The following is a 23883-nucleotide window of genomic DNA, read 5'->3' as shown; positions in this document are numbered from 1 at the left end:
CAGCGGCCGTTTTGCCACGGATCTCTTCACGCTTTCCTTCGCTTTCGACCCGCTTCGGGGGAAGAATGCCCTCCCCCGCCCGGCCCTCACGCCACCCGCCCCGCGTTCAGCCCGCGGATCGCGCCCTTCCGGGGAGTGTTGGCAGGGCTGCGACTCGCTTCCGCGCCCGAACGGCTTCCGCCCGAGGCATCTCTCGTCGAACTGGCCGGTTTCCTGCACGACTTTACCACCGGCAACGAGGCTCTTGTTCCGCTTGTAGCCGCGCTTGACCGGCTTGCCTGCGATCGGCACGGCGCCTACAAGCGCTCGCAGCGAGAGGCGCAGCATCCGGATGGCAACGGGCATGTCGCGCCGCCGGCTAGCCGCAACCCGTCGATTCCGGCATCTACTGGGTGGGCTTGCCAACCACGCACAGCCCCTGGGTGAATTGGCGCTCGACACCGGCTATTACGACCAGTCGCACATGTCGACCGCCTGCCGCGCCTTCGCCGGGAAACCCCCCGGCGCGATTCGCCTTCAGGCAGCAGCACCATCCGGTGGCCGTTTTTTCCAAGATAACAGGTTGAATAGCCGGTTAAGACTGATCATCGATCGCTGAAAAAGGGAGTGCAAGACAGTCTATGCCGGAATTCGAACCGAAGAATCCTGACTATGACGCGCGCGTGCGCGACAGTTTCGAGCGCCAGAAGGTGATGCATACGCTGGGGATCGGTATTGCCGGACTCTCGCCCGGTCGTATCGTGCTGGAGATGGTGCATAATGATGCCTTGACTCAACAGCACGGTTTTCTGCACGCCGGGATCGTGTCGACCGCGCTCGACAGTGCCTGCGGCTATGCGGCCTTCTCTCTGATGCCCGCCGAGGCTGCGGTGCTGACCGTGGAATTCAAGATCAACCTGCTCAACCCGGCGGACGGCGAGCGGTTTCGATTCGTCGCGGATGTGGTCAAACCGGGGCGCACCCTGACGATCTGCGAGGCGCGCGCCTTTGCGGTGAAGGGCGGGGACGAAAGGCTCGTCGCCGCGATGACCGGAACGCTGATGGCCCTTGTCGGGCGGACGGGCGTGGCCGGATAAGGCTGCAAGCCGCTTGGTCGGTTGACGGCCGGCCGCTCGGGTGCTCGGAGCTTCAACTCCGGTCCTCCCGCCGGCGGCCTCTCAATTCGTCAACCGGCTTTCCAGGATGTGCCGCTGAATCTTGCCGCTGGTCGATCTGGGAAAGTCCTCGAATGCGATGAACTGGAACTCGCGCGGGCGCTTGTAGCCCGCCAGCTTCTCGCGGCATAACTGAATCAACTCCTCGGCGCCCGGCCCGTCGTTGCCGCATGCGACAAAGGCAACGGGGCTTTCACCCCATTTCGCATCGAACGCCCGCACAACCGCTGCATCGACCACACCCGGATGCGCAAGCAGTACACGCTCGATTTCAGCTGGATAGACGTTCTCGCCGCCGGTCTTGATCAGGTATTTCACCCGGTCCACGAAATCGATTGTACCATCGCGGTTGCGGCGGAACAGATCGCCCATATGAAAGAACCCGTTGCGAAAGTCGCGGACGTTGGTGTCGTCGGCATTCCAGTATCCCGAAAACAGGGTCGGTCCACGCAACGCCATTTCGCCGGGCGATCCGATCGGGACGTCGCGATCCTCGGGATCCACCAGCCGAACCTCACAAAAGGCGCTGATCCGTTTGGACAATGTCTCGGGCGCGACACCGGGGGCGATCAGATCGGCGGTGCCCGGCGGCAGACCGGTTTCCGTGGCTCCGAAGGAATTCAGATAGGGCGCACCAAGAAGACTCGTCAGTTCCGCGATCTGGTGCGGCGGCACCAGATCGGCCATCGCGCCGCAGACCTTGATCCCTTTCAACGGCAGTGGATTGGCGCGCCGTTCGGCGATGAAGGCTTCAAGCGCCCCGGGCATCATCACGAACCAGCCAATCCTGTGGCGCGACAGCGCCTCATTCATGACCGAGGGCTGCAGTCCATCCACCATCACCACGGTCCCGCCACGCAGAAGCGTCGCCAGCGCATGATCGGTCGATGCCATGTGAAACATTGGCGCCCATGCGATGAAACCGTCATCGGGATCCAGCGCAAGCTGCGCCGCAAAGGCCATGGCGCGCGCGATATGGGCACGGTGGCTGATAAGAGCGCCTTTTGGCAACCCGGTCGTTCCCGAGGTGTAGAGTATCGTGAGGCCAGCCTCGGGATCATCCACCAGCGTGCCGGTGCGCGGGTCGGGGTTCGCCGAGGCCAGCGACTGCTCCCATTCGGGTCCGATCTCCAGGCCGGGCAGATCCGACGCTACGCGGAAGGCATCACGCAACTCGGGTTCGACCACGGCCAGCACCGGTTCGACCAATTCGATGCAATGCTTCAATTCGGGCGCGGCCAGCCGCCAGTTCAGGCAGGCGACAATGGCGCCGATTCCCGCCGCCGCAAGTTCCAGCTCAAGATACTCGACGCGGTTATGCGACAGGATGGCGATCCTGTCGCCGGGCGCCACCCCTCGCGACAGAAGCACCGACGCCAAGCGATCCACACGGTCGAGCAGTTCGCCATAGCTGCGGCGGGTCTCGCCATCCTCGACCGCAAGCGCGCCGTCCCTCCCCACTGCGCAGCAGGTGCGGAAGACCGAGTACAGATCAGCGCGGCCCGCGCGCAGTACCTCAGGCAGCATCGCATCCTCCATTGTTACGGTGCCATCTCAGAAACTTTGAGCCAAGCGCACCCCTTCATCAATGGCGCGCAATGCATCGAGTTCGGCGGCTTCCTTGGCCCCGCCGATCATTGTGACCGCAACGCCGCGCGATGCAAGCTCGTCGGCCAAGCTCCGCTCGGGTTCCTGGCCAGTGCACAATATGATGGTATCGGCGGCAATGACCCTTGGCTTGCCGTCCAAAAGGATATGCAGCCCGTCGTCGTCGATGCTGTCATAGACCACGCCGCACAAGGCCTCCACTCCATGCTTGCGCAGGGCGTTGCGCAGGATCCATCCCGTCGAGACGCCGAGCCCTGCACCGGGCTTCGAAGTCTTTCTCTGGAGCATGACAACTCTACGCCGCGAGGGTTTTGGCGCCAATGGATCGCTTACCAAGGAGCCCGGTGCGGCGAATTCCGGATCGACGCCCCATGTCGAGCAGAATGTTCCGGTATTGTGGACCTCGGCTGGCTCGGTCACGAGGAACTCGGCCACGTCGTGCCCGATCCCGCCCGCGCCCATCACCGCAACAGTCTCGCCTGCGACGCGCGCGCCAGAGAGAATCTCGGCGTAGGTTGCGACACTGGGATGGTCTATGCCCGGCAGATCGGGAATGCGCGGGACCACCCCGGTCGCGATCACCACATGATCGAAACCCTCCAAATCATCGGCTTGCGCCCGCTGTCCCAGCCGCAGCTTTGCTCCGTGCTTTCTCATCTGACCAGCATAATAACGAAGGGTTTCGTTGAACTCGTCCTTACCCGGCGCCGCGCGCGCCAGGTTCAGTTGACCGCCAAGTTCGTCCGTAGCTTCGAAAAGCGTGACGTCATGGCTAAGCCGCGCCGCTTCGGCCGCCGCCGCCATTCCCGCGGCCCCGCCGCCGACAACCGCCACCTTCCTCGGCAATTCCGCAGGCGTGTCCCGGTATTCCGTTTCGCGCCCGGCTCGTGGATTGACGAGGCACCCGACCGGTCGGTCGGAGAATATGAAATCGAGACAGGCTTGGTTGCATGCAATGCAGGTATTGATTTCCTCGGCGCGGCCTTCGCGCACCTTCTTCACGAAATGCGGATCCGCAAGGAACGGCCGAGCCATCGAGACCATATCAGCCTCACCGGAAACAATAATATCCTCCGCGATATCGGGAGTGTTGATGCGGTTCGAGGCCACTACCGGAATTGAAACCGCGGCCTTCACGTTGGCTGCGGCCTTTCGCCAGGCCCCCCGTGGCACGGGATAGGCTATGGTCGGTACACGCGCTTCGTGCCAGCCGATACCGGTGTTCAGAATGTCGGCTCCTGCCTTCTCGATCTTCTGTGCCAGCGCCGCGATCTCCTCGGTCGGTGCCCCCTCTTCGATCAGGTCCGCGGCAGAGATCCGGTAGATGATAAGGAAATCCCGCCCGCAGGCCGCGCGAACGGCGCGCACGATCTCGACCGGAAAGCGATGCCGGTTCTCGACGCTTCCGCCCCAGTCATCCTCGCGCTTGTTCGTGTGCGTGACGGTGAACTCGTTGATGAGATAACCCTCGGAGCCCATGATCTCGACACCGTCGAATCCGGCAGCTTGCGCATTGGCAGCGGCTTCGGCGAAATCCAAGATTGTACGGCGAATATCTGCATCACTCATCTCGCGCGGCGTGTACCGATTGATCGGCGCGCGAATCGGCGACGGAGCAACGCAATCTTCAATCTTTGCATATCGGCCGGCATGAAGAAGCTGCGCACAGATCAGGCTACCTTCGGCCTGGACTGCTTCGCAGATGGGACGCAGTTTCAGCGCCTCGTCCCGATCATCGATACGCGGACCGTCGGGATCAAATATTCCATCGGCATTGGGCGAAAAACCACCCGTGACCAAAATCGCCGCCTCGCCACGGGCCCGCTCCGCATAAAAGGCAATCTGCCTGGCGATACCATCAGGTTCGGTTTCAAGGCGCGTATGCATCGAGCCCATTATCACGCGATTGCGCAACGTCCTGCCGCCCGCGCTGATTGGTGAAAGCAGCGCCCCGTAACCCGTTTCATCCAAAGACTTCATCATGCTCCCCTCCTTTGAAAACACCTCTTGCGCTGCATTCTAACGTTTGTTAGATTTTTTTAAAGAGGAATTTACCGCAATGGGAGGGCGGAGGAAATGCAGTTTCAGCCTACAGAGGACCAACAAGCGTTCCGCGAGACGGCGAAACGCTTTGCCACCGAAAAGCTGGCCCCCAGCTATCAGGAGCGGGCCGCCAAGCACGAATTCGACCGTGACCTGATCAGGGAAATGGGGGCGCTCGGCCTGATCGGCCCCGACCTACCCGAGGAATTCGGCGGTTTGGGCGAAAGCTCTGTCACGTCGGGGCTGATCGTCGAAGAGATCGCCTATGCCGATTTCAACGCAAGTTACGTGCAGCTTCTGGGATCGCTCATGGGCGGCATGGTCGCCAAGCACGCCTCGCGCGACATCGCGTCGGAATGGGTGCCCAAGGTGGTTGCGGGTGATGCCGTCATTGGTCTGGGCCTGACCGAGCCGCGCGGCGGTTCGGATGCGGCGAACCTGATTCTGAAGGCCGAAAAATCCGGAAACGGCTGGCGGCTGAACGGTGAAAAGACCTCCATGAGTTTTGCCAGCCAGGCCGATGCGGCGGTAGTCTTTGCCCGTACCGGCGATCCCAACGGCGGTTCGCGCGGGGTCAGCGCCTTCTTCGTCGACCTGAACCAGCCCGGTATCAAGCGCACGCATTTCGACGATATCGGCACCAAGCCCGTCGGGCGTGGATCGGTGTTCTTCGACGATGTCTTCGTGCCGGCCGAAAACATGATGGCCGAGCAGGACCGCGCCTTTGGCACGATCATGGCGGGGTTCGACTATTCCCGCGCCTTGATCGGGCTGGAATGTCTGGGTGCCGCGCAGGCGTCGGTGGATGAAACCTGGGCCTATGTGCAGGAACGCGAAGCCTTCGGGGCACCCATCGTGCAATATCAGGGCGTCAGCTTTCCGCTGGCCGAGGCGGAAACACATCTGACCATGATGCGCCAGCTTTGCTACTACACGCTGGACCTGCGGGACCGCGGCCTGCCCCACACCTCCGAGGCGGCCATGTGCAAATGGTATCTGCCCAAAACCGCCTGCGAAATCCTGCACCAGTGCCTGATCCTGCACGGACATTACGGGTACACCACCGACCTGCCCCACCACCAGCGCTACAACGATGTGCTTGGTCTGCAGATCGGCGACGGCACCGCACAGATCCAGAAGCTAGTGATCGCCCGCGAAAAGGTCGGGCGGATGGCGCTGCAGTATGACAAGAAGGCGAAGGGAGCCGCGAAATGAGTGACCCCATCGTCGTCACTTCCGAGGGCAACACCGGCATCATCGAACTGGCCCGCCCCGAGAAATTCAATTGCCTGTCACTTGAGGTGCATGAGCGCATATCTGCCGCGCGTGCGGAATTTGAGGCGAACCCGGCTATTCGGGCGATCCTCATCCGGGCGCAAGGCAAGCACTTTTGCACCGGTGCCGATCTGGTGGAAGTGAAAGGTAAACTGAACGATCCCGCCGCGCTGGATCATTTCATCGCCTTCGGCATGAACAACCTGCGCGCGCTCGAAACCTCCTCCCTCCCAGTCGTCGTGGCGGTGCAGGGGTTGTGTCTGGCCGGCGGGATCGAACTGATGCTGTCCTGTGACGTGTGTTTCGCCGCCGAGACCGCCCAATTCGGCGATCAGCACGCGCAGTTCGGCCTGATCCCCGGCTGGGGCGGGTCACAGCGGCTGACGCGTCTGATGGGCCTGCGCCGTGCGCTGGATCTGATGTTCTCGGCCCGCTGGCTCAAGGCGGACGAGGCCAAGGATGTCGGCCTGGTCAACTACATCGTGCCGGATGCGGATCTGCATCAGGCCGCGCTGGAATACTGCCAGAAGATCGCCACCCGCTCGCGTCCAGGTATCGCCGATATGAAGCGGCTGGCACGCGAAGGCGCGGATCTCGGCATCGACCAGCAAATGCGGCTGGAGCGTGACGCCGCCGTGCGCGCGTTGCCCAGCGTTGACGTTGCCGAGGGGCTCGACGCGTTCGAGAACCGGCGCGCGCCCGAATTCAAGGCCTAAGGAAGAGACTATGGACTTCACTTTAAACGACGAACAGCGCCAGATTTACGAATACGGCGGCCAGTTGGCGCAGAAATACGACAATGCCTATTGGCTGGACCACGCGCGCAGGCACGAGTTCCCGCAGGAGATGTTCAAGCAGATTGCCGATGACGGCTTCCTGGGTATCATGGTGCCCGAGAAATACGGCGGCGCGGGCCTTGGCATGACCGAAATGGCCTTGTTCATGGAGGGCACCGCGAACCACGGCATTCCGCTTCTGATGATGGTGGTCGGGCCGACCATGTCGCTGGCCCATATCGCAAGCCACGGGAGCGAATTCCACAAGAAAGAGCTGCTGCCGGCGGCCTGCCGCGGCGATATCCAGTTCTGTTTCGCGATCACCGAACCGGGGGCCGGGTCGAACACGATGAAGGCCACCACGCTGGCCAAGCGCCGGGGCAACCGCTTCAGCCTGTCGGGTGAGAAGACCTTTATCACCGGGGCCGAAGTGGCCGACTACTGCCTCGTGGTGGCGCGGACCAAGCCGCATACCGAGGTCAGTCGCAAGACCGACGGCTTTACCCTGTTCGCCGTGGATCTGAAGAAAAAAGGTGTCGAAAAGCAGCGGGTGAAAATCTCGATTCCTCTGCCGGAGGAACAGTGGACGCTGTTCTTCGACGATGTGGACCTGGGCCCGGAGGATGTGGTCGGCGAGGTCGACGAGGGCTTCTCGATCCTGTTCGACAGCCTCAACCCCGAACGCATCATCCTGGCCGCCCTGTGCTGCGGCATCGGTCGCTTCGCCCTGAACAAGGGGGTGAACTACGCGTCCGAGCGCAATGTCTTCGGTCAACCAATCGGCGCGCACCAAGGGGTGCAGCACCCGATGGCCAAGGCGCATACAGCGGTCGAGATGGCCAGCCTGATGACCCGCCGCGCGGCATGGGAGTTCGATAACAAGCTGCCCGCAGGGGCCTCGTCAAACATGGCGAAATACGCCGCCGCCGAGGCCGGGATCGAAGCGGTGGATGCCGCGCTTCAGGCGCATGGCGGATCGGGTTTCACCGAAGACACGGGGCTCTACGAGATGTACCCGCTGGTGCGTCTGCTGCGCACGGCGCCGGTGAACCGCGAACTGTGTCTCAGCTTCATCGGTGAGAAGGTCATGGGCATGCCGCGGTCTTATTGATCGCGCTGCCCGTCACGGAGGACGATATGCAATTTGGAATGCGCTTCAGGCGGCAAGATGCAGCCAACAAGTTGAATGATCGTTTCTGGCACGAGATCGAGGGCAAGCCCCTGGACGAGGTCCACCGCCTTCAGGAAGAGCGGCTGCGCGAGCAGATGGCCTATCTCAAGGCGAACTCGACCTTCTATCAGGAAAAGTTCACCGCGGCCGGTGTGGAATTCGACGATATCCGCACCATCGAGGACCTGCGGAAGCTGCCCTATACCTACAAGACCGAGATCCGCGAGAGCCTGTCCGCCGAGCCGCCGTTCGGCAAACACCGCGCCGCGCCAATGTCCGAGATCGTCCAGATGCAGGCCTCGTCGGGCACGACGGGCAGCCCCTCTTATGTGGCCCTGACCGAAGCCGACGCCGAGATGTGGCACGAGATGACAGCGCGCTGTTTTTTTGCCAACGGCGTGCGTCCGGGCGACATGGTGCTGCATGCGTTTTCGCTGGCCAAGGGCTTTGTCGGCGGCATCCCCGTGATGCAGGGGTTGCAGTACATGGGTGCGATCGATGTGCCGGTGGGGGCGGATGGCGGTGCGGACCGCCTGATGCGCGCCTGCGCCGACACCCGCCCGCGCGGCATCGTCGGCGCGCCGAACTTCGTTCTGCACCTGGCGGAAAAGGCGCCCGAAGTGCTGGGTTGCAAGGCCAGCGAACTGGGGGTCGAACATGTGATCGTCGGCGGAGAGCCCGGCGGCGGAATTCCCGCAATCCGCGCCAAGATCGAGGCCGCCTGGGGCGCGAAATGCACGGAAATGCTGGGCGGCACCGATCTGGGCGTGACCTACTGGGCCGAATGCGAGGAGCAGTCGGGCATGCATATGGTCAACATGGACTATATCATCACCGAATTGCTCGACCCTGACAGCGGCGAGATCATCCCTTGGGAAAAGGGGGCCGAAGGCGAGATGATCTACACCGCGATCGGCCGCCAGGCCAGCCCGCTGGTACGGTTCCGGTCTGGCGATTATATCGAAGTCATCGACACCGAATGCTCCTGTGGTCGCACCGGTGCCAAGATCCGTTGCACCGGCCGAACTGACGACATGCTGATCGTGCGCGGGGCCAATGTATTTCCGTCGGCCATCAACAGCGTCATCACCGAGATGGTGCCGGAGACCAATGGCGTCATGCGTATCGTGGCCGATTTCGAGGGCCACACAACGCAGGGCGCGCTGACGGTGATTGTCGAACGCGGCCCCGGCCGCGATCCGGCCGACGACGCCGCCCTTAAAAAGAAGATCGAGCAGCGGCTGCGCGACTCTTTGGTCTTCAAGGCCGATGTTCACCTGGTTGCTGCCGACACTTTCGAAAAACCCGGCGCCGCCAAGGTCGCCTTTGTTCTCAGGAAATACCCCGATCTGCCATGACACGAATGAAATCCCTGCTCAACACCGGGTCTGACGACTTTCGGGAAAACGACGCGCGGTATCGCGAAAAGGTCGACGAGCTACACGCCCTCCGACTGACCCAACGCATCGGCGGCCCCGAAAAGGCGCGCGAACGACATGTAAAAAAGGGCAAGATCCTGCCGCGCGAACGGATCGAGCGCCTGATCGACCCCGGCACGCCCTTCCTCGAGATCGGCGAGCTGGCCGGACTGAACAAATACGATGGCGTGCCTCCCGGGGCGGGGATCATCACCGGCATCGGGGTAATCGAGGGCCGTCAGTGCATGATCATCGCCAACGACGCCACGGTGAAGGGCGGCACCTATTTCGGCATGACCTCCCGCAAGCATGTGCGCGCCCAGAAGATTGCGTGGAAGAACCGCCTTCCGGTCATCACGCTGGTCGATTCTGGCGGCGCCTTCCTTCCCGATCAGGAAAACATATTTCCCGACGAGGGCCAGTTCGGCTCAATCTTCCATCAGCAGATCGGCATGTCGGGCGACGGTGTGCCGCAGATTGCCGTGGTCATGGGCCCCTGTACGGCGGGCGGCGCCTATATCCCCGCGCTCTGCGACGAGGTGGTGATCGTGCGCGGCCAGGGCTTCATGTATCTGGGCGGGCCGGAGTTGACCTTTGCCGCAACCGGCGAGAAGGTGGATGCCGAGGAACTGGGCGGTGCCAAGATGCACTCGTCAGTGTCGGGCGTGACCGACCACCTGGCCGAGGATGACGCCCACGCGCTGGCCATCACGCGCGAGATCGTCAGCCATCTGGGCGAAAAGCCCCTGCCCCGCAAGACGCCCGAGACGCCGCGCCCGCCGGCCTATCCGGTCGAGGAAATCTACGGCATTGTCAGCCGTGACCCTAAAGTGCCGACCGACGACCGCGAGATCGTCGCGCGGCTTGTCGATGATAGCGATTTCCACGAGTTCAAGCCGCTTTATGGCGATACGATCATGACCGGCTGGGGCCGTATCCACGGCCACGAGGTGGGCATTCTGGCCAATACCGGCGTGCTCTTTGTCGAGGCCGCACTGAAGGCAACGCATTTCATCAATCTTTGCGTGCAGCGCGATATTCCGCTGCTGTTCCTGGCCGATGTGAACGGCTTCATGGTGGGCCGCGAGGTCGAACAGATGGGCATCGCCAAGGCCGGCGCCAAGATGATCACGGCCATGTCTTCGGCCCGGGTGCCGAAATTCACCATTATCACCGGCGGCTCCTATGGGGCGGGATACCTGGCCATGCTGGGCCGTCCGTTCCAGCCGGACGCGATGTTCGCCTGGCCCACGGGGCGCTCCGCAATCATGGGGCCGGAACAGGCCGCAAGCGTGCTGGCCCAGGTCCGCGCCCAGATCAACGAGCGCGAAGGCAAAAGCTGGACCCCCGAGGAGGAGGAAGCCTTCAAGGCGCCGATCCGTAAGGAATACGAGGATTTTCAGGGGGCCTATAATTTCGCCTCCAACCTCTGGATCGATAGCGTGATCGAACCTTGCGAGACCCGCGACGTCATGGCGCTGATGCTGGACGTGACCTCGCGCCGGCCACAGGCAGAAACCCATTTCGGCGTGTTCAGGATGTGAGGGGCGAGCCATGAAGATCAAGACGCTTCTCCTCGCCAACCGTGGCGAAATCGCCTGCCGGATCGCGCGCACCGCGCGGGCCAGCGGTATCACCCCTATCGGCGTGCATTCGCAGGCCGACGCCAATGCCCTCCATGTGCGGGAGATCGGGCAATCTGTCTGCATCGGCGGCGGCCCGGCGTCGGAAAGCTATCTGAAGATCGACGCAGTGATCGCGGCGGCCAAGTCCGTCAGCGCGGATGCGATCCATCCCGGTTATGGCTTTCTGGCCGAAAATCCCGATTTTGCTCGTGCGGTCGAAGCCGCCGGCATGATCTTCATGGGGCCGACGCCGAAAACGCTTGAACGTTTCGGCGACAAAGCCAGCGCCAAGGAGGCCGCCGTGGCCGCCAGCGTCCCGGTGATTTCGGGCGCGCAGGGTGCGCGATCCGATCCCCGGCAGATTGCGGATGAAGTGCGCCAGATGGGCCTGCCCGTCCTTCTCAAGGCGGTCGGCGGCGGAGGCGGGCGCGGTCAGCGTCTTGTCACCGACGAAACCACGCTGGTCGAGGACATCGAAGGCGCGCTGCGCGAGGCCAAATCCACCTTTGGCTCCGAAGGGTTGCTGTTGGAGCGTTTCCTGCCCGAGGCGCGCCATGTCGAAGTGCAGATCGCAGGCGACGGCAAGGGCCATGTGGTGCATCTGTTCGAACGCGATTGCACACTTCAGCGCCGTCACCAGAAGGTCATCGAGGAAGCCCCGGCCTGGGGACTGCCGCGCACGCTTCTGGACGACATCGCGCGCGACGCGGTGCGCCTGGGCGAAACGCTGGATTATCGCGGACTGGGCACGGTCGAGTTTCTGGTCGCGGGGGACGAATATTTCTTCCTTGAGGTGAACCCGCGCATTCAGGTGGAACATCCCGTCACCGAAGCGATCACCGGGCTGGACCTTGTCGCGCTTCACCTGCGCATTGCCGAAGGCGCGGGCCTTGGACTGGTACAGGACGATCTGACGATCAACGGACACGCGGTCGAAGCGCGGCTTTACGCCGAAGACCCGGGTATGCAGTTCGCCCCGTCGACGGGTACGCTTTCTACGCTCAGCCTGCCGTCGGACCTGCGCATCGACAGCGGCGTCGAGGAAGGCGATGCCGTCACGCCCTATTACGACCCGATGATCGCCAAGCTGATCGTGCACGCGCCCGACCGGGAAACCGCATTGGCACGTCTGGCCACCGCGCTTGACCATGTCGCCGTCGAAGGTGTCGAGACCAATCGCGCCTTTCTGACGGCGCTGGCGCGAAACCATGAATTCGAACGGATGCAGGTGCATACCCGCTGGATCGACGGCTGGCTGGATGAGCTGACACAGGCAACCGCCCTGACCCGCCCCGATCTGTGGAAAGCGGTCGCCGCCATTCTGTTCGTGGCCGCCTCGCGCGGCGATACGGATGCCAATCCCTGGACCAACCGTGATGCCTTTACCGGCTGGCGGCTTGGCCTGGGCGGCGATGCGATGGAAGCAGGGCAAAGCGTGACGCTCACCGATTCTGACGAGGCATCCGAAGAACTGCGCATCGGCCCTGTCAAACCGGGCGCCGAATACACGGTCCGTCTGGGAAACGGCGAGGCGCTGACACTGTCGGCACGTGAACTGATGCCGGGCCGTTGGCGTGTCGGCGAAGGCGACACCGTCCACCTGATCGCCGCGCGCCTGCACGCCGGCGTGATCGAACTGGACACACCCGAAGGCTGCCTGGTCTTCCGCCCCGCCGCGCCCCTTGCCTTTGCCGGCGGCGATGCCGCGGCGGATCGCGCCGTGACCTCTCCGCTGACCGGCATGATTGTCGAAATCAAGGTTTCCGACGGCCAGGCTGTCACCGAAGGCGATGTGGTTGCGGTCATGGAATCCATGAAACTCGAAATCTCGATCCGGGCGGCCGCGGCCGGAATAGCCAGCAATATATCCGTCTCGAATGGGGACATGGTCGATCGCGGCCAGGTCATCGCCGAGATTCTGCCATCCGAGGAGTGATGAAATGAGCGACTTTCCCAAATTCGTCGAGTTTCGCGAAGAAGGCCCGCGCGAGGGCTTCCAGATCGAAAAAAAAATCTATCCGGTCGAAGAGCGGATCGAACTGATCGACAGGCTCAGCGAAACCGGTCTGAAACGCATCCAGGTCGGCAGCTTTGTCAGCCCAAAATACGTGCCGCAGATGGCAGATACAGGTGAACTGTTCCAGCGTATCAAACGCAAGCCGGGGGTGAATTACACCTCGCTTTGGCTGAACGACAAAGGGTTTCGCAAGGCTCTGACCGCGCATGAGGTCGATATCGACCCGCGCCTGCTGTTCTATCCCTCCGAGGCATTCGCCCAATCGAACAACAATTGTTCCTCGGCGGAGATGCGGGAAAAACAACGCGACTGGGTCCGTCTTTACAAGGAAGAAGGATATACCGTCGACGCGGCCTATGTGATGACGGCCTTTGGCTGCAACTTCGAAGGCCCCATCCCGCAAGAGCACATCCTGGACGATTTCCGCTTCATTCTTCAGCTGTGCGAAGAAGAGGACATCCCCGTACCGGTCCTTGTGATCGCCGACACCATGGGTTGGGGAAACCCCGAGGCGGTCAAACGCATGATCGGCGCGCTGCGCGAAATGGCGCCCGAGGCGCGCATCGGTATGCACATCCATGACACGCGTGGGTTGGGGATCGCCAACCTTTATGCCGCCCTGTCGATGGGCGTGGACATGTTCGAAAGCTCAATCGCCGGTCTTGGCGGCTGTCCTTTCGCGGGCCACGGCCACGCGCGCGCTGCAGGAAATGTCTGCACCGAGGATGCGGTGTTCCTGTGTCATGAGCTCGGCATCGAAACCGGCATTGATCTGGACAAGCTGATCGCAGCGGCGCTCAAGGCAGAAGAGATCATCGGCGTGCCGCTCATGGGCCGGGTCATGCATACCGGCGGGTTGGACAAATACCGCAAAGCGGGCTGAGGAGGGAAGAAGATGACAAAGGCACTTGACGGCAAGGTTGTGCTGGTCACGGGCGCGGGTGGCGGGATTGGCCGCGATATTGCGCTGATGGCGGCTGCAGAAGGCGCTGCCGTGGTGGTCAATGATCTGGGGGCATCGCTGAAGGGCACCGGCCAGACCGAAACTGCGGCGCAGAAAGTCGTCGAAGAGATCAGGGCCGCAGGGGGCGATGCCATTGCCGATGGCGGCAACGTCACCGACGCGGACGCCGCGCGCGCGATGATCGAATCCGGGGTCAAGGAATTCGGTCGCATCGACGCGGTGGTGAACAACGCCGGCATTCTGCGCGACGGATTCTTCCACAAGATGACCTACGAGGATTTCGACGCGGTTGTGAAGGTCCATCTCTACGGTGCGTTCAACACCAGCCGCGCGGCGGCCGACTATTTCCGCGAACAAGAGGGCGGTGCTCTGGTGCACATGACCTCGACCTCGGGGCTGATCGGCAATCTGGCGCAGGCGAATTACGCGGCGGCAAAGCTGGGCATCGCGGCCTTCTCGAAATCGGTCGCGCTCGACCTGAAACGCTGGAACGTGCGGTCAAACTGCATCGCGCCCTTCGCCTGGAGCCGGATGATCTCGTCTATCAAGACAGACACCCCGGAACAGGTGGCACGGGTCGAAAAGATCAAGGAGATGACACCGGCCAAGGTTGCACCGATGGCCTGTTTCCTGATGAGCGACCGCGCGGCTGACGTGTCAGGGCAGATATTTGCGGTTCGCAAGAACGAGATCTTCCTGTTCAACCAGCCGCGCCCGATAAGGTCGGTCCATTCCGGTGATGGTTGGACCGCCGATGAAATCGCCGAGCGCGCTATTCCCGCGCTCAAATCGCAATTCACGCCGCTCGAAGTTTCGGCGGACGTCTTTTCGTGGGATCCGGTCTGATGGGCAAACGCAAAGAGAAAATCAGCTCCGACATCGCCTGGAGCACCGCCGACAAGATCACCGTGCGCGGGCTTGACCTGCCCAACGAGATCCTGGGCCACATGAACCTTGGCGATCTGGCGTTCCTGCAACTGACGGGCCGCAAGGCCTCGCCCGAGGAAAGCCGGGTGTTCAACGCCATCGTCATCACTCTGGTCGAACATGGTATCACGCCCTCGGCCTTGGCGGCGCGGATGACCTATATGGGCGCGCCGGAATCGCTTCAGGCGGCTGTGGCGGCTGGCTTGTGTGGGCTTGGCACCGTCTTTGTCGGCTCGATGGAGGGTGCCTCGAAGATGCTTTACGAGGCACTGCCGCAGGACAAGTTGGGCACCGGTGTCGATCTGGATACGCTGGCCGTCGAGACGGTGGAAAAATTCCGCGCCCGCAAGATGATCGTGCCGGGGCTCGGACATCCGGTGCACAAGCCGGTCGATCCGCGCACCCCGCGCCTGTTCCAGATCGCTGCCGAGAACGGCAAGTCCGGTGAATACATCGAGTTGATCCAGAAAATTCAGGCCGTTGCCGAAGAAAAATCGGGCAAGATGCTGCCGATCAACGCCACCGGCGCGATCGGCGCGATCTGCTGCGAATTCGGCTTCCCCTGGAAGATCGTGCGCGGCTTTGGCGTGATGGCGAGGGCGATCGGTCTGGTAGGTCACATCCTCGAAGAGAGCGAAAACCCGATTTCCTACGAGCTTTGGCAGCGTGCCGAGCAGGAAATTCTTGAAACGTCGGGTCCGGGAGCGAAGTAACCAATGCAGACGTCAGCCCCAGACACTCACGCCGATCTGCGCGACGCCTTGCGCGCACTCTGCGCGCAGTTTCCGCCAGAGTATCATCGCAAGTTCGGCGAAAACGAAACCTACCCCGAGGAATTCGTCGATGCGCTGACCCGCGAGGGCTGGCTTGCCGCGATGATCCCAGAGGAATACGGTGGCTCGGGTCTGGGGTTGACGGAAGCCTCGATCATCATGGAGGAGGTGAACCGCTGCGGCGGAAACGCGGGCCATTGCCACGGGCAGATGTATAACATGGGCACGCTTCTGCGACATGGTTCGGATGAGCAAAAGCAGAAATACCTGCCCGGTATTGCCAGCGGTGAGTTGCGCCTGCAATCCATGGCCGTGACCGAACCGACAACCGGGACCGACACCACCAAACTGAAGACCACCGCGGTCAAGAAGGGTGACCGGTATGAGATCAATGGCCAGAAGGTCTGGATCAGCCGTATCCAGCATTCTGACCTGATGATCCTGCTGGCACGCACCACGCCGCTGAACGAGGTCAAGAAAAAGTCGCAGGGCCTGTCGATCTTTATGGTCGATTTAAAAGAGGCAATCGGCAACGGGATGGAAGTCCGCCCGATCGCCAATATGCCCGGCCACGAAACCAATGAAGTGTTTTTCGACAACCTGGAAATCCCCGCTGAGAACCTGATGGGCACCGAGGGGCGCGGGTTTTACCATATTCTTGACGGGCTGAACGCCGAACGGACCCTGATTGCGGCGGAATGTATCGGTGATGGATACTGGTTCGTTGACAAGGCCCGCGCCTATGCCGGCGACCGCGTGGTCTTTGACCGTCCCATCGGCCAGAACCAGGGCGTGCAATTCCCTATCGCCAGGTCCTATGTGAACATCGAGGCCGCCAATCTGATGCGCTTTGAAGCCTGCAGGCGGTTCGACGCCGGGCTGGATTGCGGAGCGCAGGCGAATATGGCCAAGCTGCTGGCCTCGGAGGCCAGCTGGGAAGCGGCCAATGCCTGCATCCAGACCCATGGCGGCTTTGGTTTCGCGCGGGAATACGATGTGGAGCGAAAGTTCCGCGAGGCCCGGCTGTATCAGGTGGCGCCGATCTCCACCAACCTGATTCTGTCCTATGTCGGCGAGCATATCCTGGGTATGCCGCGATCCTTCTGAGGCGGAGACCATGAGCAAAACCGATCTTGGCACACTCAAGCCCTGGCTGGGGCGCACCGACACCAAGGACGACATCCTGACCCCGGGGCTGATCGAACGGTTCCGCGCCACTCTTGGCACACATCTTAGCGACCGGGCGGACGCGGCCCCGCTGGGGATTCACTGGTGCCTGGCGCTAGAGGCGGTGCCGTCCGACGCCCTGGCCGTTGACGGGCACACCAAGAAGGGCGCCTTTCTGCCGCCAGTCCCCCTGCCCTCGCGGATGTGGGCAGGAGGTGACGTGACGCATGTCGCCCCGCTCACGGTGGGCGAAACCGTCACCCGGCATTCGGTGGTCGAAGACATCGCCGCGAAACAGGGCCGCAGCGGAGAACTGGTGTTCGTCACCGTGCGGCACGAATATTCCTGCCGCGGCCGGGTCTGCATCTCGGAACGCCAGGACATCGTATACAAGGATGTCACGCCCCCCCGGACCGCGCCGGCACACGCAGCGCCCGACGAAACGGAACCGAACACGCTGAAATCCGTGGTCACTCCGGATCCCACGCTTCTGTTCCGGTATTCCGCGCTGACGTTCAATGCGCATCGTATCCATTATGACCATGTCTACACGACCCGAACCGAGGCTTATCCGGGCCTGGTGGTTCACGGACCGTTGCAGGCGACCCTACTCCTGAATATCGCGGCCGAGGCGCTGGGGCATACGCCGGGGCGGTTTTCGTTCCGCGGGGCCGCGCCGGTCACTCTTCCCTGCAGGTTGCATCTGCATTGCAGGGACGATGGCAGCGAAGGCGCGGTCTGGTGTCAGGACCAGACCGGATTGCGCAGTTTCATCGCGAACTACGCCGGAAAATGACTCTACGTCAACGTCGTTCACTCGGCGTTTCATATTGGCTCATATTTTGCAACCTCGACGACGGGATTTCCATGGTCATCGTCGACCGCGACAATGGTGGTTATGAAAGCCGTGAGCTGCGCAAGATGGGGTTGGTCGACGCTTCCACCTGCGAACTGTTCTTCGACCGGGCCGAGACCACCTCGGCACATGTTCTGGCCAATGCCGGGGGCGGGCTGTTCCAGACCCTGAAATTGTTCGAAAGCGCGGGCGTCTTCGTCGGTCTGACCAGCGTCGGCATCGCACAGGCCGCGTTGGAATGCGCGGTCGCCTATGCCAAGAAGCGCGAACAGCACGGCAAGCCGATCGGCGGGCATCAAATGATACAGGGGTATCTGGCCGACATGGCTACTCAACTGGATGCCGCGCGGCTTCTTTGCCAACGCGGGCTGCAACTGCTGGATCTAGGTGTGCGCTGCGATACACAGACATCAATGGCGAAATGGTATGCGACGGAAATGGCCGTCGAGATCGCCGGCAAGGCCGTGCAGATCCATGGCGGCAACGGCATCACCCGGGAATTTCCCGTGGAACGCCTTTTCCGAAACGCAAAGATCATGCCGATCCCCGATGGCACCACCGAGATCCAGAAGCTGGTCATCGGGCGAAACCTGACAGGGTTCAACGCTTTCTAGAGCATCTTCGATGAACGCGGAGGCGGGTGTTTGCGATCGAAGATGGGATGTCGATGCGGGAGGCGGCGCGGCGCTTTTCCGGATCAGGATTTCGGCAGCCGACATCTGGGATGCCCGTCCGACGCCGCAGCGTCGAGACGAGATGGCGCTTTGTATCATCGATTGCTCCCTAAGGCGCGGCGATGCGGCCAATCATGTCGCTAATTGCACCATCCGTTACCATACCCGATGGATTTTTTTGGTCTGTCGGAATGGATATGAGTCTGGTGTGTCAGACAAGAAGTGGCCCGATCCCATCACTTGACGCGACCGACCAGAGAGTACGCGAAACTTGCGCCCACCTGTCTGCGTCCAGGACTCCACCATATTCTGCCAGACGACCCGCCTTTTCTTCAATCTCATCGCGCGTCAGGGTATTCCCAGGGTCGCCTTTTGGTTCTGCGACGCGGTGCCTTAGGACTGTCCCGTCTTTTAGCGTCACAGATACTTTTCCGATCCAGGATGCCGGGTATTTCTTTTCCACTTCGGGATCAAAAGCCATATCGATCCTGTTCATGAACGACCTTGCCTGTTCATTTTCAAGGATGCCGTCGAACTCGGCCATGCCGGCTCGCCGGTGGATTGCAATCAGTGCCAACGTTGCGGGCATGGAGAACTTCGCCTGATGGACAGTGGTTGGGAAGGTGACTGAGCCCAGTACATCAAGTGCTGCCTGGTGCACATGCGCGGTGACATGCTCGATGTCCTCGGCGTTCAAGTAATTCTCCAGCATCAGCTCAAGAAGAGCATCTGCAGCAGGATGAGTGTGGCGGCACGATGCATGATACTTAAACGACGTCTCTGCAAGACCCCATCTGACACCCAACCCGGTACTGATCTTCTCCAGTGCACAGTTCGAAGACATTCCAGCGGCCATTCCTTTTTCGCCTTCAAGGATTTGTTTTGCACCCGTGAAACCTCGGGCGGCAAGGCTTGCCGCAATCACACCATTGCCGGCAGCATTCGCAGTATGAAGCTGTTTGGAATCTGCCGCATCTTTAAGAAACTCCCAAAGACCTGCGGCCTGAGTGCCGGCAGAGCCAAGAGCGTTCAACATCTGCTGGGAATCGAGTTTGAGAAGACGTCCTGCCACGGCAGCCGCAGCAAGCGCTCCTGCAGTTCCAGTCGTATGAAAGATCTTGTAGTGTGGAAGGCCGAGATATTCCCCGATGCGGATTCCGGTTTCGTATCCGGCAACGCACGCCGTTAAAAATTCGGTTCCGCTCGCATTGCAATGCTGCGCGATCGCTAGCCCAGCAGGAAAAACGACCGCACCAGGATGAAACACGGAGCCATTATGGACATCGTCCTGTTCGGAAACATGCGAAGCGGCAGCATTCACAAAAGCGGCAAAATATGGTGACGTCATGCGGCCTGAGATAAGTACTTCCGATCTCCCCTGATCGGGACCCATTTCCTTTGCGAAATCATCGATCGCAACGATTGCCCGATGACGTGCACCGGAAAATGCGGATCCAGCCCAGTCAACATAAAGGTCGACCGCTCGCTCAACTACATGCGTTGGGACATCACCTATTGACAGCGACGAAGCAAATTCGGCCAGCTTCGCAGTTCCCTCTATGGTTGAAGCGCTCCAGTCTGTTCTAGTGTCGATCAAGAATGTCTCCCATGAGCCCATTAATCGGTTTGGCACTCGTTTTGGTTGTTGCCGTTCGTACCGGACCGCATGAGCCAGAGAGATGTCAAGTACTTAAATGTGTCCCGCGAGGTCGATCACGTTACAGTATCCGGCGCCATTGGGCTTGCTGCCGAAAGTTTTCTTCCCTTTCGTCGCACCAACTACGAAGCGGCTCACCGCAATTTAACCGAACGCTGGCGAGGCAGCTTCTAACGCCAATTGTTCTAGGAGACATATCCCAGTTCGTACGTGCTGTAGGATCAAGGGAGGGGCGGCAAATTCGGGCGTATTCTCGGATAGAGGTTTCGGAGAGCAGACTCTGAGAATTAATGTATTTCAGGGGGTTATTGTGCTCTGGCGTACCCAATCGCGGAATCCGGATAAGGCAATGAACCAGCTCCGATCGGGGATCTCAGTTCGCTGCCGAAATCTACCGCGATGCACTGACTACGAACGGTCTGGTCGGCTCGATCGTTAGTCGCGCGTGAAGAACTGACAAGCGTCTGACTTTTTAACCGGTTTCCATTTTTTGTTTTAATCGGTTTTGCAGGAAACGGCGGGATTGCCTACGGTTTTCTCGCGTTTCGGGATTCCCCTTTCCGGGCTGGTTGTGATTCCCTCGGAGCAGTGGTTTTGGGGAATTCGATGCGACCGAAAGAGCCCGCGAAGGCCGATCATGACGATCTCTTCCGCGCCCGTCTTGATCAGATCATCAATATGAGGCACGAACTCGTCCGGCTGGCTGACAGGATCGACTGGGACTGGACCGACGAGGAACTGGCGGACTGCTTTTCCGACCAGGGCCGACCGGCAGAGCTGGTCCGCTTCATGATCGGCATGCTGATGCTGAAGCACACCTATGGCCTGTCGGACGAACAGGTCGGGGAGCGCTGGGTGCACGACCCGTATTTCCAGTATTTCACCGGTGAGGAATTCTTCCAGCACGCGCTGCCGCACGAGCGCTCGGGATTGAGCCACTGGCGCAAGCGGATCGGCGACAGGCTGGATATCCTGCTGGCCGAGACGCTGCGGGTTGCCCATGACGCAGGCGCCTTGAAGAAGGCCGACCTGGCGAAGGTCACGACCACGGTACAGCCGAAGAACATCGCCTTTCCGACCGACGCCAGGCTGATGCTCAGCGCCACCGAGCAGCTGGGCAAGCTGGCCAGAGCCCACAAGGTGCCGCTGCGCCAGTCCTACGTCCGGGTGGCCGGGACCGCGGCGATGATGGCCGGGTGCTATGCCCATGCCAAGCAATTCAAGCGCCATAACAGGCAACTGTAATTCCTGCGCACTCGGCTCGGCCGGCTGAGCCACGACATCGGCCGCAGGATCGACGGCGACGACGCCTTGGCGCAGGTCTTCGCCGTGCCCCTGTCGAATGCCATGCAGATCCGCCACCAGAAGCAGCGCCAGCGTGGCCGCAAGCTCTATTGCTGGCACGCGCCGGAGACCGAGTGCATCGGCAAGGGCAAGGCCCATGCGCCTTACGAGTTCGGCGTCAAGGTATCGCTGACCACCACCAACAAACGCTGCAAGGGCAGCCAGTTCATCCTGCATGCCAGGGCGCTGCCCGGCAATCCCTATGACGGCCATACGCTCAAGGACATGCTGGAGGAAACGCAGGCGCTCACCGACCGCGAGATCGAACGCGTCTATATCGACAAAGGCTACCGCGGCCAAAACGCTCCAAACCCGCTGCGGGTCTACAGGTCGGGTCAGAAACGCGGCGCGCATGGACAGGTAAAACGCGAACTCAGGCGGCGCTCGGCCATTGAGGCCGTCATCGGCCATTGCAAAACAGACGGCCACCTGGGTCGGAACTTTCTCAAGGGCCGTCTCGGCGACACCATCAACGCCGTCATGAGCGCCGTCGGCTACAACCTGCGCCTCATCCTCAAGTAGCTCAGAACACTATTGCGAAAAATCATCATCCGCATCATGCGCCCAATCACCGACCAATCATCTCTCAATCCCGCTTGTTAACAGCGGACTAGGTCGCAGAGGCAATCCATACGAGAACGCCAAGGCTTGGCCTGCTGAGAGCTTCATGAAAACGCTGATGGTCAGAGCCATCTATCCGATAGCCTTCGAGGACATCGTCGAACACCTTGCCTACTTACGGCGCTCGGCTATCTGAGCCTGCAGAAGTTTGAGGATCAACACATCCGGCAGACTGGCAAAACAGCAGCCTGAACAGTGTCCACCCTCATGGCGCAGTCCAATCCCAAGTCAGTACTCTGCGGAAATCAACAGTCAGAGTCCCAAGAGCGCGTTCAGCGGGACCATCGCCTTATGCCAGCTGTCCCTCGCCTCCAGCCGTTCGATCCAGGCGGCAACGGCGGGCCGGGTCTCCAGCGAGATTGCAGCCTGCTTGCGATACATGAAGGTCGTGGCCAGGTAGAAATCCGCAAGGCTGAGATCGCCGGTGATCCAGTCCTGCCGGGCCAGACCCTCTTCCAGCACGTCGAGAAACTGATCGGTAGCCTTGCGCTCAGCTTCGACCGCCGCATGGTCGGCATCGCCCATGCCGAGTTTCTCCTTCAGGAACAGCTCGAAGGACAGTTTCTGCATGGCTGGACCCAGATGGATGGCCTGCCACCAGGCCCACTGGTTCATCAGCGCCCGTTTCCTCGGCGCAGACGGTACCAGACCCGCGTCGGGGGTCTGGCTGACCAGGTAGCCGCAGATCGCCCGCGACTCCCATAGAAAGAAATCGCCGTCCTCAAGGACAGGCACCTTGGCGTTGGGATTGCGCCGGAGGAATTCTCCGGCGCGGTTGTCGCCCCTACGAAGATCGATCTCGACGATCTCGATGTCGATGCCCAGTTCGAAGGCCACAGCGCGCACGCGCAGGGCGTTGGGCGAGAAGTTGGCGTTGTAAAGCCGCATAGTTCCGTCCTCAGCGCTGCGGCGGCGTCAATAGTGCCGCGCGGTTCGCTATCAGGAAGTCGCGCACCGATTGGCCAGGTTGGCCAGTCAGCGTCTTCAGGTCGTCGCTGGCCACATCGAGGAAACCCTGCGCCATTGCCTCGTCGAAGGAAACGAAGACCCGCGCCATGAATTCCGGCAAGCCGTTTCCAATCATCGCCTGCGCCAGAGCCTCGGCTGGCAGCGCGATGTACGGGATCTCCTTGCCCGCGACGTCGGACAGGATCGCTGCGACCTCAGCCTGGCTGACCGTCTGCGGCCCGGTGATATCGAGGGTCTGCTTTCCCGTCGCCGTCATTAGCGCCGCGGCTGCGGCACGGGCGCAATCCGCCCGCGTCACATATCCGGTCTTGCCCTCTGCCGCGGCGGCGAAGTGCTTGCCCATGGCGACGCTCTGCGAGCCGCCCATCAGCAGAAAGTCGGTGTACATGTTGTTGCGCAGGATCGTGTAATCCGCCCCACTGTCCGCGATCAGCTTCTCGGTCCCTTCGTGGTCGCGGGCGAATCCGATCGGACTTTCCGGGACCGGGCCCGCAAACGATGTATAGACGATATGCCCAATGCCCACCGCCTTGGCCGCCGCAACCGCGTTGGAATGGGCAGCGAGACGCTTGCCCGGGTGGAGATCGTCGGTCGAAATGATGAGGAGACGCTTGCCGTCAGTAAAGGCAGCCGCAAGCGACGCTGGATCGTTGAAATCGCCCTTGCGGGTCTCGACACCCTTGTCGGCGAGGTCGGCCAGCTTTTCGGTATTGCGCGATACGGGGATGATCGGACCGGCGCCGGCCTGCAGCAGCAAGTCGACCACCTGCCGGCCAAGCTGGCCGGAGGCGCCGGTGACTATGAAGGGGCCGTTCTGAATGTCGGACATGGTTGGTCTCCTGTT

At 61.4% G+C, this 23883-nt stretch carries 19 protein-coding genes and 1 pseudogene; 15 read left to right on the top strand and 5 right to left on the bottom strand.

Annotated features, from left to right (window positions below; all coding sequences use genetic code 11):
* Positions 1 to 265: 265 nt before the first annotated feature.
* Both O6760_RS31140 and O6760_RS31135 read left to right on the top strand, forming a co-directional pair.
* Positions 266 to 598 (top strand): helix-turn-helix domain-containing protein, encoded by a 333-nt coding sequence (locus O6760_RS31140; protein WP_332306233.1) that lies wholly within the window; start codon positions 266 to 268, stop codon positions 596 to 598.
* Between the two features lie 22 nt (positions 599 to 620).
* The gene (locus O6760_RS31135) at positions 621 to 1076 is read left to right on the top strand and encodes a PaaI family thioesterase (RefSeq protein WP_209181121.1); all 456 of its coding nucleotides are present in this window, start codon (positions 621 to 623) and stop codon (positions 1074 to 1076) included.
* 81 nt (positions 1077 to 1157) lie between these two features.
* Here O6760_RS31135 and O6760_RS31130 read toward each other — a convergent pair whose 3' ends face one another.
* Both O6760_RS31130 and O6760_RS31125 read right to left on the bottom strand, forming a co-directional pair.
* Positions 1158 to 2693, bottom strand: coding sequence for a class I adenylate-forming enzyme family protein (locus O6760_RS31130; RefSeq protein WP_209181122.1), 1536 nt, complete (start codon positions 2691 to 2693; stop codon positions 1158 to 1160).
* A 15-nt stretch (positions 2694 to 2708) separates the two neighbouring features.
* Positions 2709 to 4742, bottom strand: a complete 2034-nt coding sequence (locus O6760_RS31125; protein WP_209181234.1) for an oxidoreductase — start codon at positions 4740 to 4742, stop codon at positions 2709 to 2711.
* A 96-nt stretch (positions 4743 to 4838) separates the two neighbouring features.
* Here O6760_RS31125 and O6760_RS31120 point away from each other — a divergent pair, with 96 nt between their 5' ends.
* From O6760_RS31120 to O6760_RS31065, 12 genes are read left to right on the top strand one after another with little or no spacing between them, the layout of a single operon-like run.
* The gene (locus O6760_RS31120) at positions 4839 to 6020 is read left to right on the top strand and encodes an acyl-CoA dehydrogenase family protein (protein ID WP_209181123.1); all 1182 of its coding nucleotides are present in this window, start codon (positions 4839 to 4841) and stop codon (positions 6018 to 6020) included.
* On the top strand, positions 6017 to 6796 hold the full coding sequence (locus O6760_RS31115) for an enoyl-CoA hydratase/isomerase family protein (protein ID WP_209181124.1): 780 nt from the start codon (positions 6017 to 6019) through the stop codon (positions 6794 to 6796). The genes O6760_RS31120 and O6760_RS31115 overlap by 4 nt, the downstream gene beginning before the upstream one ends.
* 10 nt (positions 6797 to 6806) lie before the next feature.
* Positions 6807 to 7967 carry an acyl-CoA dehydrogenase family protein gene (locus O6760_RS31110; RefSeq protein WP_269586393.1) on the top strand — a complete coding sequence of 387 codons (1161 nt, stop codon included), beginning with the start codon at positions 6807 to 6809 and terminating at the stop codon, positions 7965 to 7967.
* A gap of 26 nt (positions 7968 to 7993) precedes the next feature.
* Positions 7994 to 9385: a phenylacetate--CoA ligase family protein gene (locus O6760_RS31105; RefSeq protein WP_269586392.1), complete on the top strand. Its 1392-nt coding sequence runs from the start codon at positions 7994 to 7996 to the stop codon at positions 9383 to 9385.
* On the top strand, positions 9382 to 10989 hold the full coding sequence (locus O6760_RS31100) for an acyl-CoA carboxylase subunit beta (protein ID WP_269586459.1): 1608 nt from the start codon (positions 9382 to 9384) through the stop codon (positions 10987 to 10989). Before O6760_RS31105 ends, O6760_RS31100 begins: the two co-directional genes overlap by 4 nt.
* A 10-nt stretch (positions 10990 to 10999) precedes the next feature.
* Positions 11000 to 13006, top strand: a complete 2007-nt coding sequence (locus O6760_RS31095; protein WP_269586458.1) for an acetyl/propionyl/methylcrotonyl-CoA carboxylase subunit alpha — start codon at positions 11000 to 11002, stop codon at positions 13004 to 13006.
* Between the two features lie 4 nt (positions 13007 to 13010).
* Positions 13011 to 13970 carry a hydroxymethylglutaryl-CoA lyase gene (locus O6760_RS31090; protein WP_269586457.1) on the top strand — a complete coding sequence of 320 codons (960 nt, stop codon included), beginning with the start codon at positions 13011 to 13013 and terminating at the stop codon, positions 13968 to 13970.
* A 12-nt stretch (positions 13971 to 13982) separates the two neighbouring features.
* A complete protein-coding gene (locus tag O6760_RS31085; protein WP_269586456.1) occupies positions 13983 to 14897 on the top strand; it encodes an SDR family NAD(P)-dependent oxidoreductase in 915 nt (304 codons plus the stop codon).
* Positions 14897 to 15691: a citryl-CoA lyase gene (locus tag O6760_RS31080; RefSeq protein WP_209181131.1), complete on the top strand. Its 795-nt coding sequence runs from the start codon at positions 14897 to 14899 to the stop codon at positions 15689 to 15691. The genes O6760_RS31085 and O6760_RS31080 overlap by 1 nt, the downstream gene beginning before the upstream one ends.
* 3 nt (positions 15692 to 15694) lie before the next feature.
* Positions 15695 to 16858, top strand: a complete 1164-nt coding sequence (locus O6760_RS31075) for an acyl-CoA dehydrogenase family protein (protein WP_209181132.1) — start codon at positions 15695 to 15697, stop codon at positions 16856 to 16858.
* Between the two features lie 10 nt (positions 16859 to 16868).
* Positions 16869 to 17714, top strand: a complete 846-nt coding sequence (locus O6760_RS31070) for an FAS1-like dehydratase domain-containing protein (RefSeq protein WP_209181133.1) — start codon at positions 16869 to 16871, stop codon at positions 17712 to 17714.
* The gene (locus O6760_RS31065; RefSeq protein WP_269586455.1) at positions 17660 to 18388 is read left to right on the top strand and encodes an acyl-CoA dehydrogenase family protein; all 729 of its coding nucleotides are present in this window, start codon (positions 17660 to 17662) and stop codon (positions 18386 to 18388) included. The genes O6760_RS31070 and O6760_RS31065 overlap by 55 nt, the downstream gene beginning before the upstream one ends.
* A gap of 271 nt (positions 18389 to 18659) precedes the next feature.
* On the opposite strand, the gene O6760_RS31060 is transcribed toward O6760_RS31065, so the two are convergent.
* Positions 18660 to 20045, bottom strand: a complete 1386-nt coding sequence (locus O6760_RS31060; RefSeq protein WP_228933392.1) for an MmgE/PrpD family protein — start codon at positions 20043 to 20045, stop codon at positions 18660 to 18662.
* Positions 20046 to 20711: 666 nt separating this feature from the next.
* On the opposite strand from O6760_RS31060, the pseudogene O6760_RS31055 reads away from it, so the two are divergent.
* A pseudogene (locus O6760_RS31055) lies at positions 20712 to 22052 on the top strand (IS5 family transposase).
* A gap of 270 nt (positions 22053 to 22322) precedes the next feature.
* Here O6760_RS31055 and O6760_RS31050 read toward each other — a convergent pair.
* Both O6760_RS31050 and O6760_RS31045 read right to left on the bottom strand, forming a co-directional pair.
* On the bottom strand, positions 22323 to 22958 hold the full coding sequence (locus O6760_RS31050; RefSeq protein ID WP_269586454.1) for a glutathione S-transferase family protein: 636 nt from the start codon (positions 22956 to 22958) through the stop codon (positions 22323 to 22325).
* Between the two features lie 10 nt (positions 22959 to 22968).
* Entirely contained in the window at positions 22969 to 23868 is a 900-nt protein-coding gene (locus O6760_RS31045) for an SDR family oxidoreductase (protein WP_269586453.1), read from the bottom strand.
* Positions 23869 to 23883 lie beyond the last annotated feature (15 nt).

This window comes from Roseibium sp. Sym1 (assembly GCF_027359675.1).
Classification (GTDB): Bacteria; Pseudomonadota; Alphaproteobacteria; order Rhizobiales; family Stappiaceae; genus Roseibium.
This window is presented reverse-complemented; position numbering and strand designations above follow the sequence as displayed.

Bases quoted from the DNA above. Each gene is read 5' to 3' on its own strand.
- O6760_RS31135 (WP_209181121.1), top strand. From the start codon at position 621: ATGCCGGAATTCGAACCGAAGAATCCTGACTATGACGCGCGCGTGCGC.
- O6760_RS31120 (WP_209181123.1), top strand. From the start codon at position 4,839: ATGCAGTTTCAGCCTACAGAGGACCAACAAGCGTTCCGCGAGACGGCG.
- O6760_RS31070 (WP_209181133.1), top strand. From the start codon at position 16,869: ATGAGCAAAACCGATCTTGGCACACTCAAGCCCTGGCTGGGGCGCACC.
- O6760_RS31125 (WP_209181234.1), bottom strand. From the start codon at position 4,742: ATGAAGTCTTTGGATGAAACGGGTTACGGGGCGCTGCTTTCACCAATC.
- O6760_RS31075 (WP_209181132.1), top strand. From the start codon at position 15,695: ATGCAGACGTCAGCCCCAGACACTCACGCCGATCTGCGCGACGCCTTG.
- O6760_RS31045 (WP_269586453.1), bottom strand. From the start codon at position 23,868: ATGTCCGACATTCAGAACGGCCCCTTCATAGTCACCGGCGCCTCCGGC.
- O6760_RS31100 (WP_269586459.1), top strand. From the start codon at position 9,382: ATGACACGAATGAAATCCCTGCTCAACACCGGGTCTGACGACTTTCGG.
- O6760_RS31050 (WP_269586454.1), bottom strand. From the start codon at position 22,958: ATGCGGCTTTACAACGCCAACTTCTCGCCCAACGCCCTGCGCGTGCGC.
- O6760_RS31130 (WP_209181122.1), bottom strand. From the start codon at position 2,693: ATGGAGGATGCGATGCTGCCTGAGGTACTGCGCGCGGGCCGCGCTGAT.
- O6760_RS31115 (WP_209181124.1), top strand. From the start codon at position 6,017: ATGAGTGACCCCATCGTCGTCACTTCCGAGGGCAACACCGGCATCATC.
- O6760_RS31085 (WP_269586456.1), top strand. From the start codon at position 13,983: ATGACAAAGGCACTTGACGGCAAGGTTGTGCTGGTCACGGGCGCGGGT.
- O6760_RS31080 (WP_209181131.1), top strand. From the start codon at position 14,897: ATGGGCAAACGCAAAGAGAAAATCAGCTCCGACATCGCCTGGAGCACC.
- O6760_RS31095 (WP_269586458.1), top strand. From the start codon at position 11,000: ATGAAGATCAAGACGCTTCTCCTCGCCAACCGTGGCGAAATCGCCTGC.
- O6760_RS31105 (WP_269586392.1), top strand. From the start codon at position 7,994: ATGCAATTTGGAATGCGCTTCAGGCGGCAAGATGCAGCCAACAAGTTG.
- O6760_RS31110 (WP_269586393.1), top strand. From the start codon at position 6,807: ATGGACTTCACTTTAAACGACGAACAGCGCCAGATTTACGAATACGGC.
- O6760_RS31090 (WP_269586457.1), top strand. From the start codon at position 13,011: ATGAGCGACTTTCCCAAATTCGTCGAGTTTCGCGAAGAAGGCCCGCGC.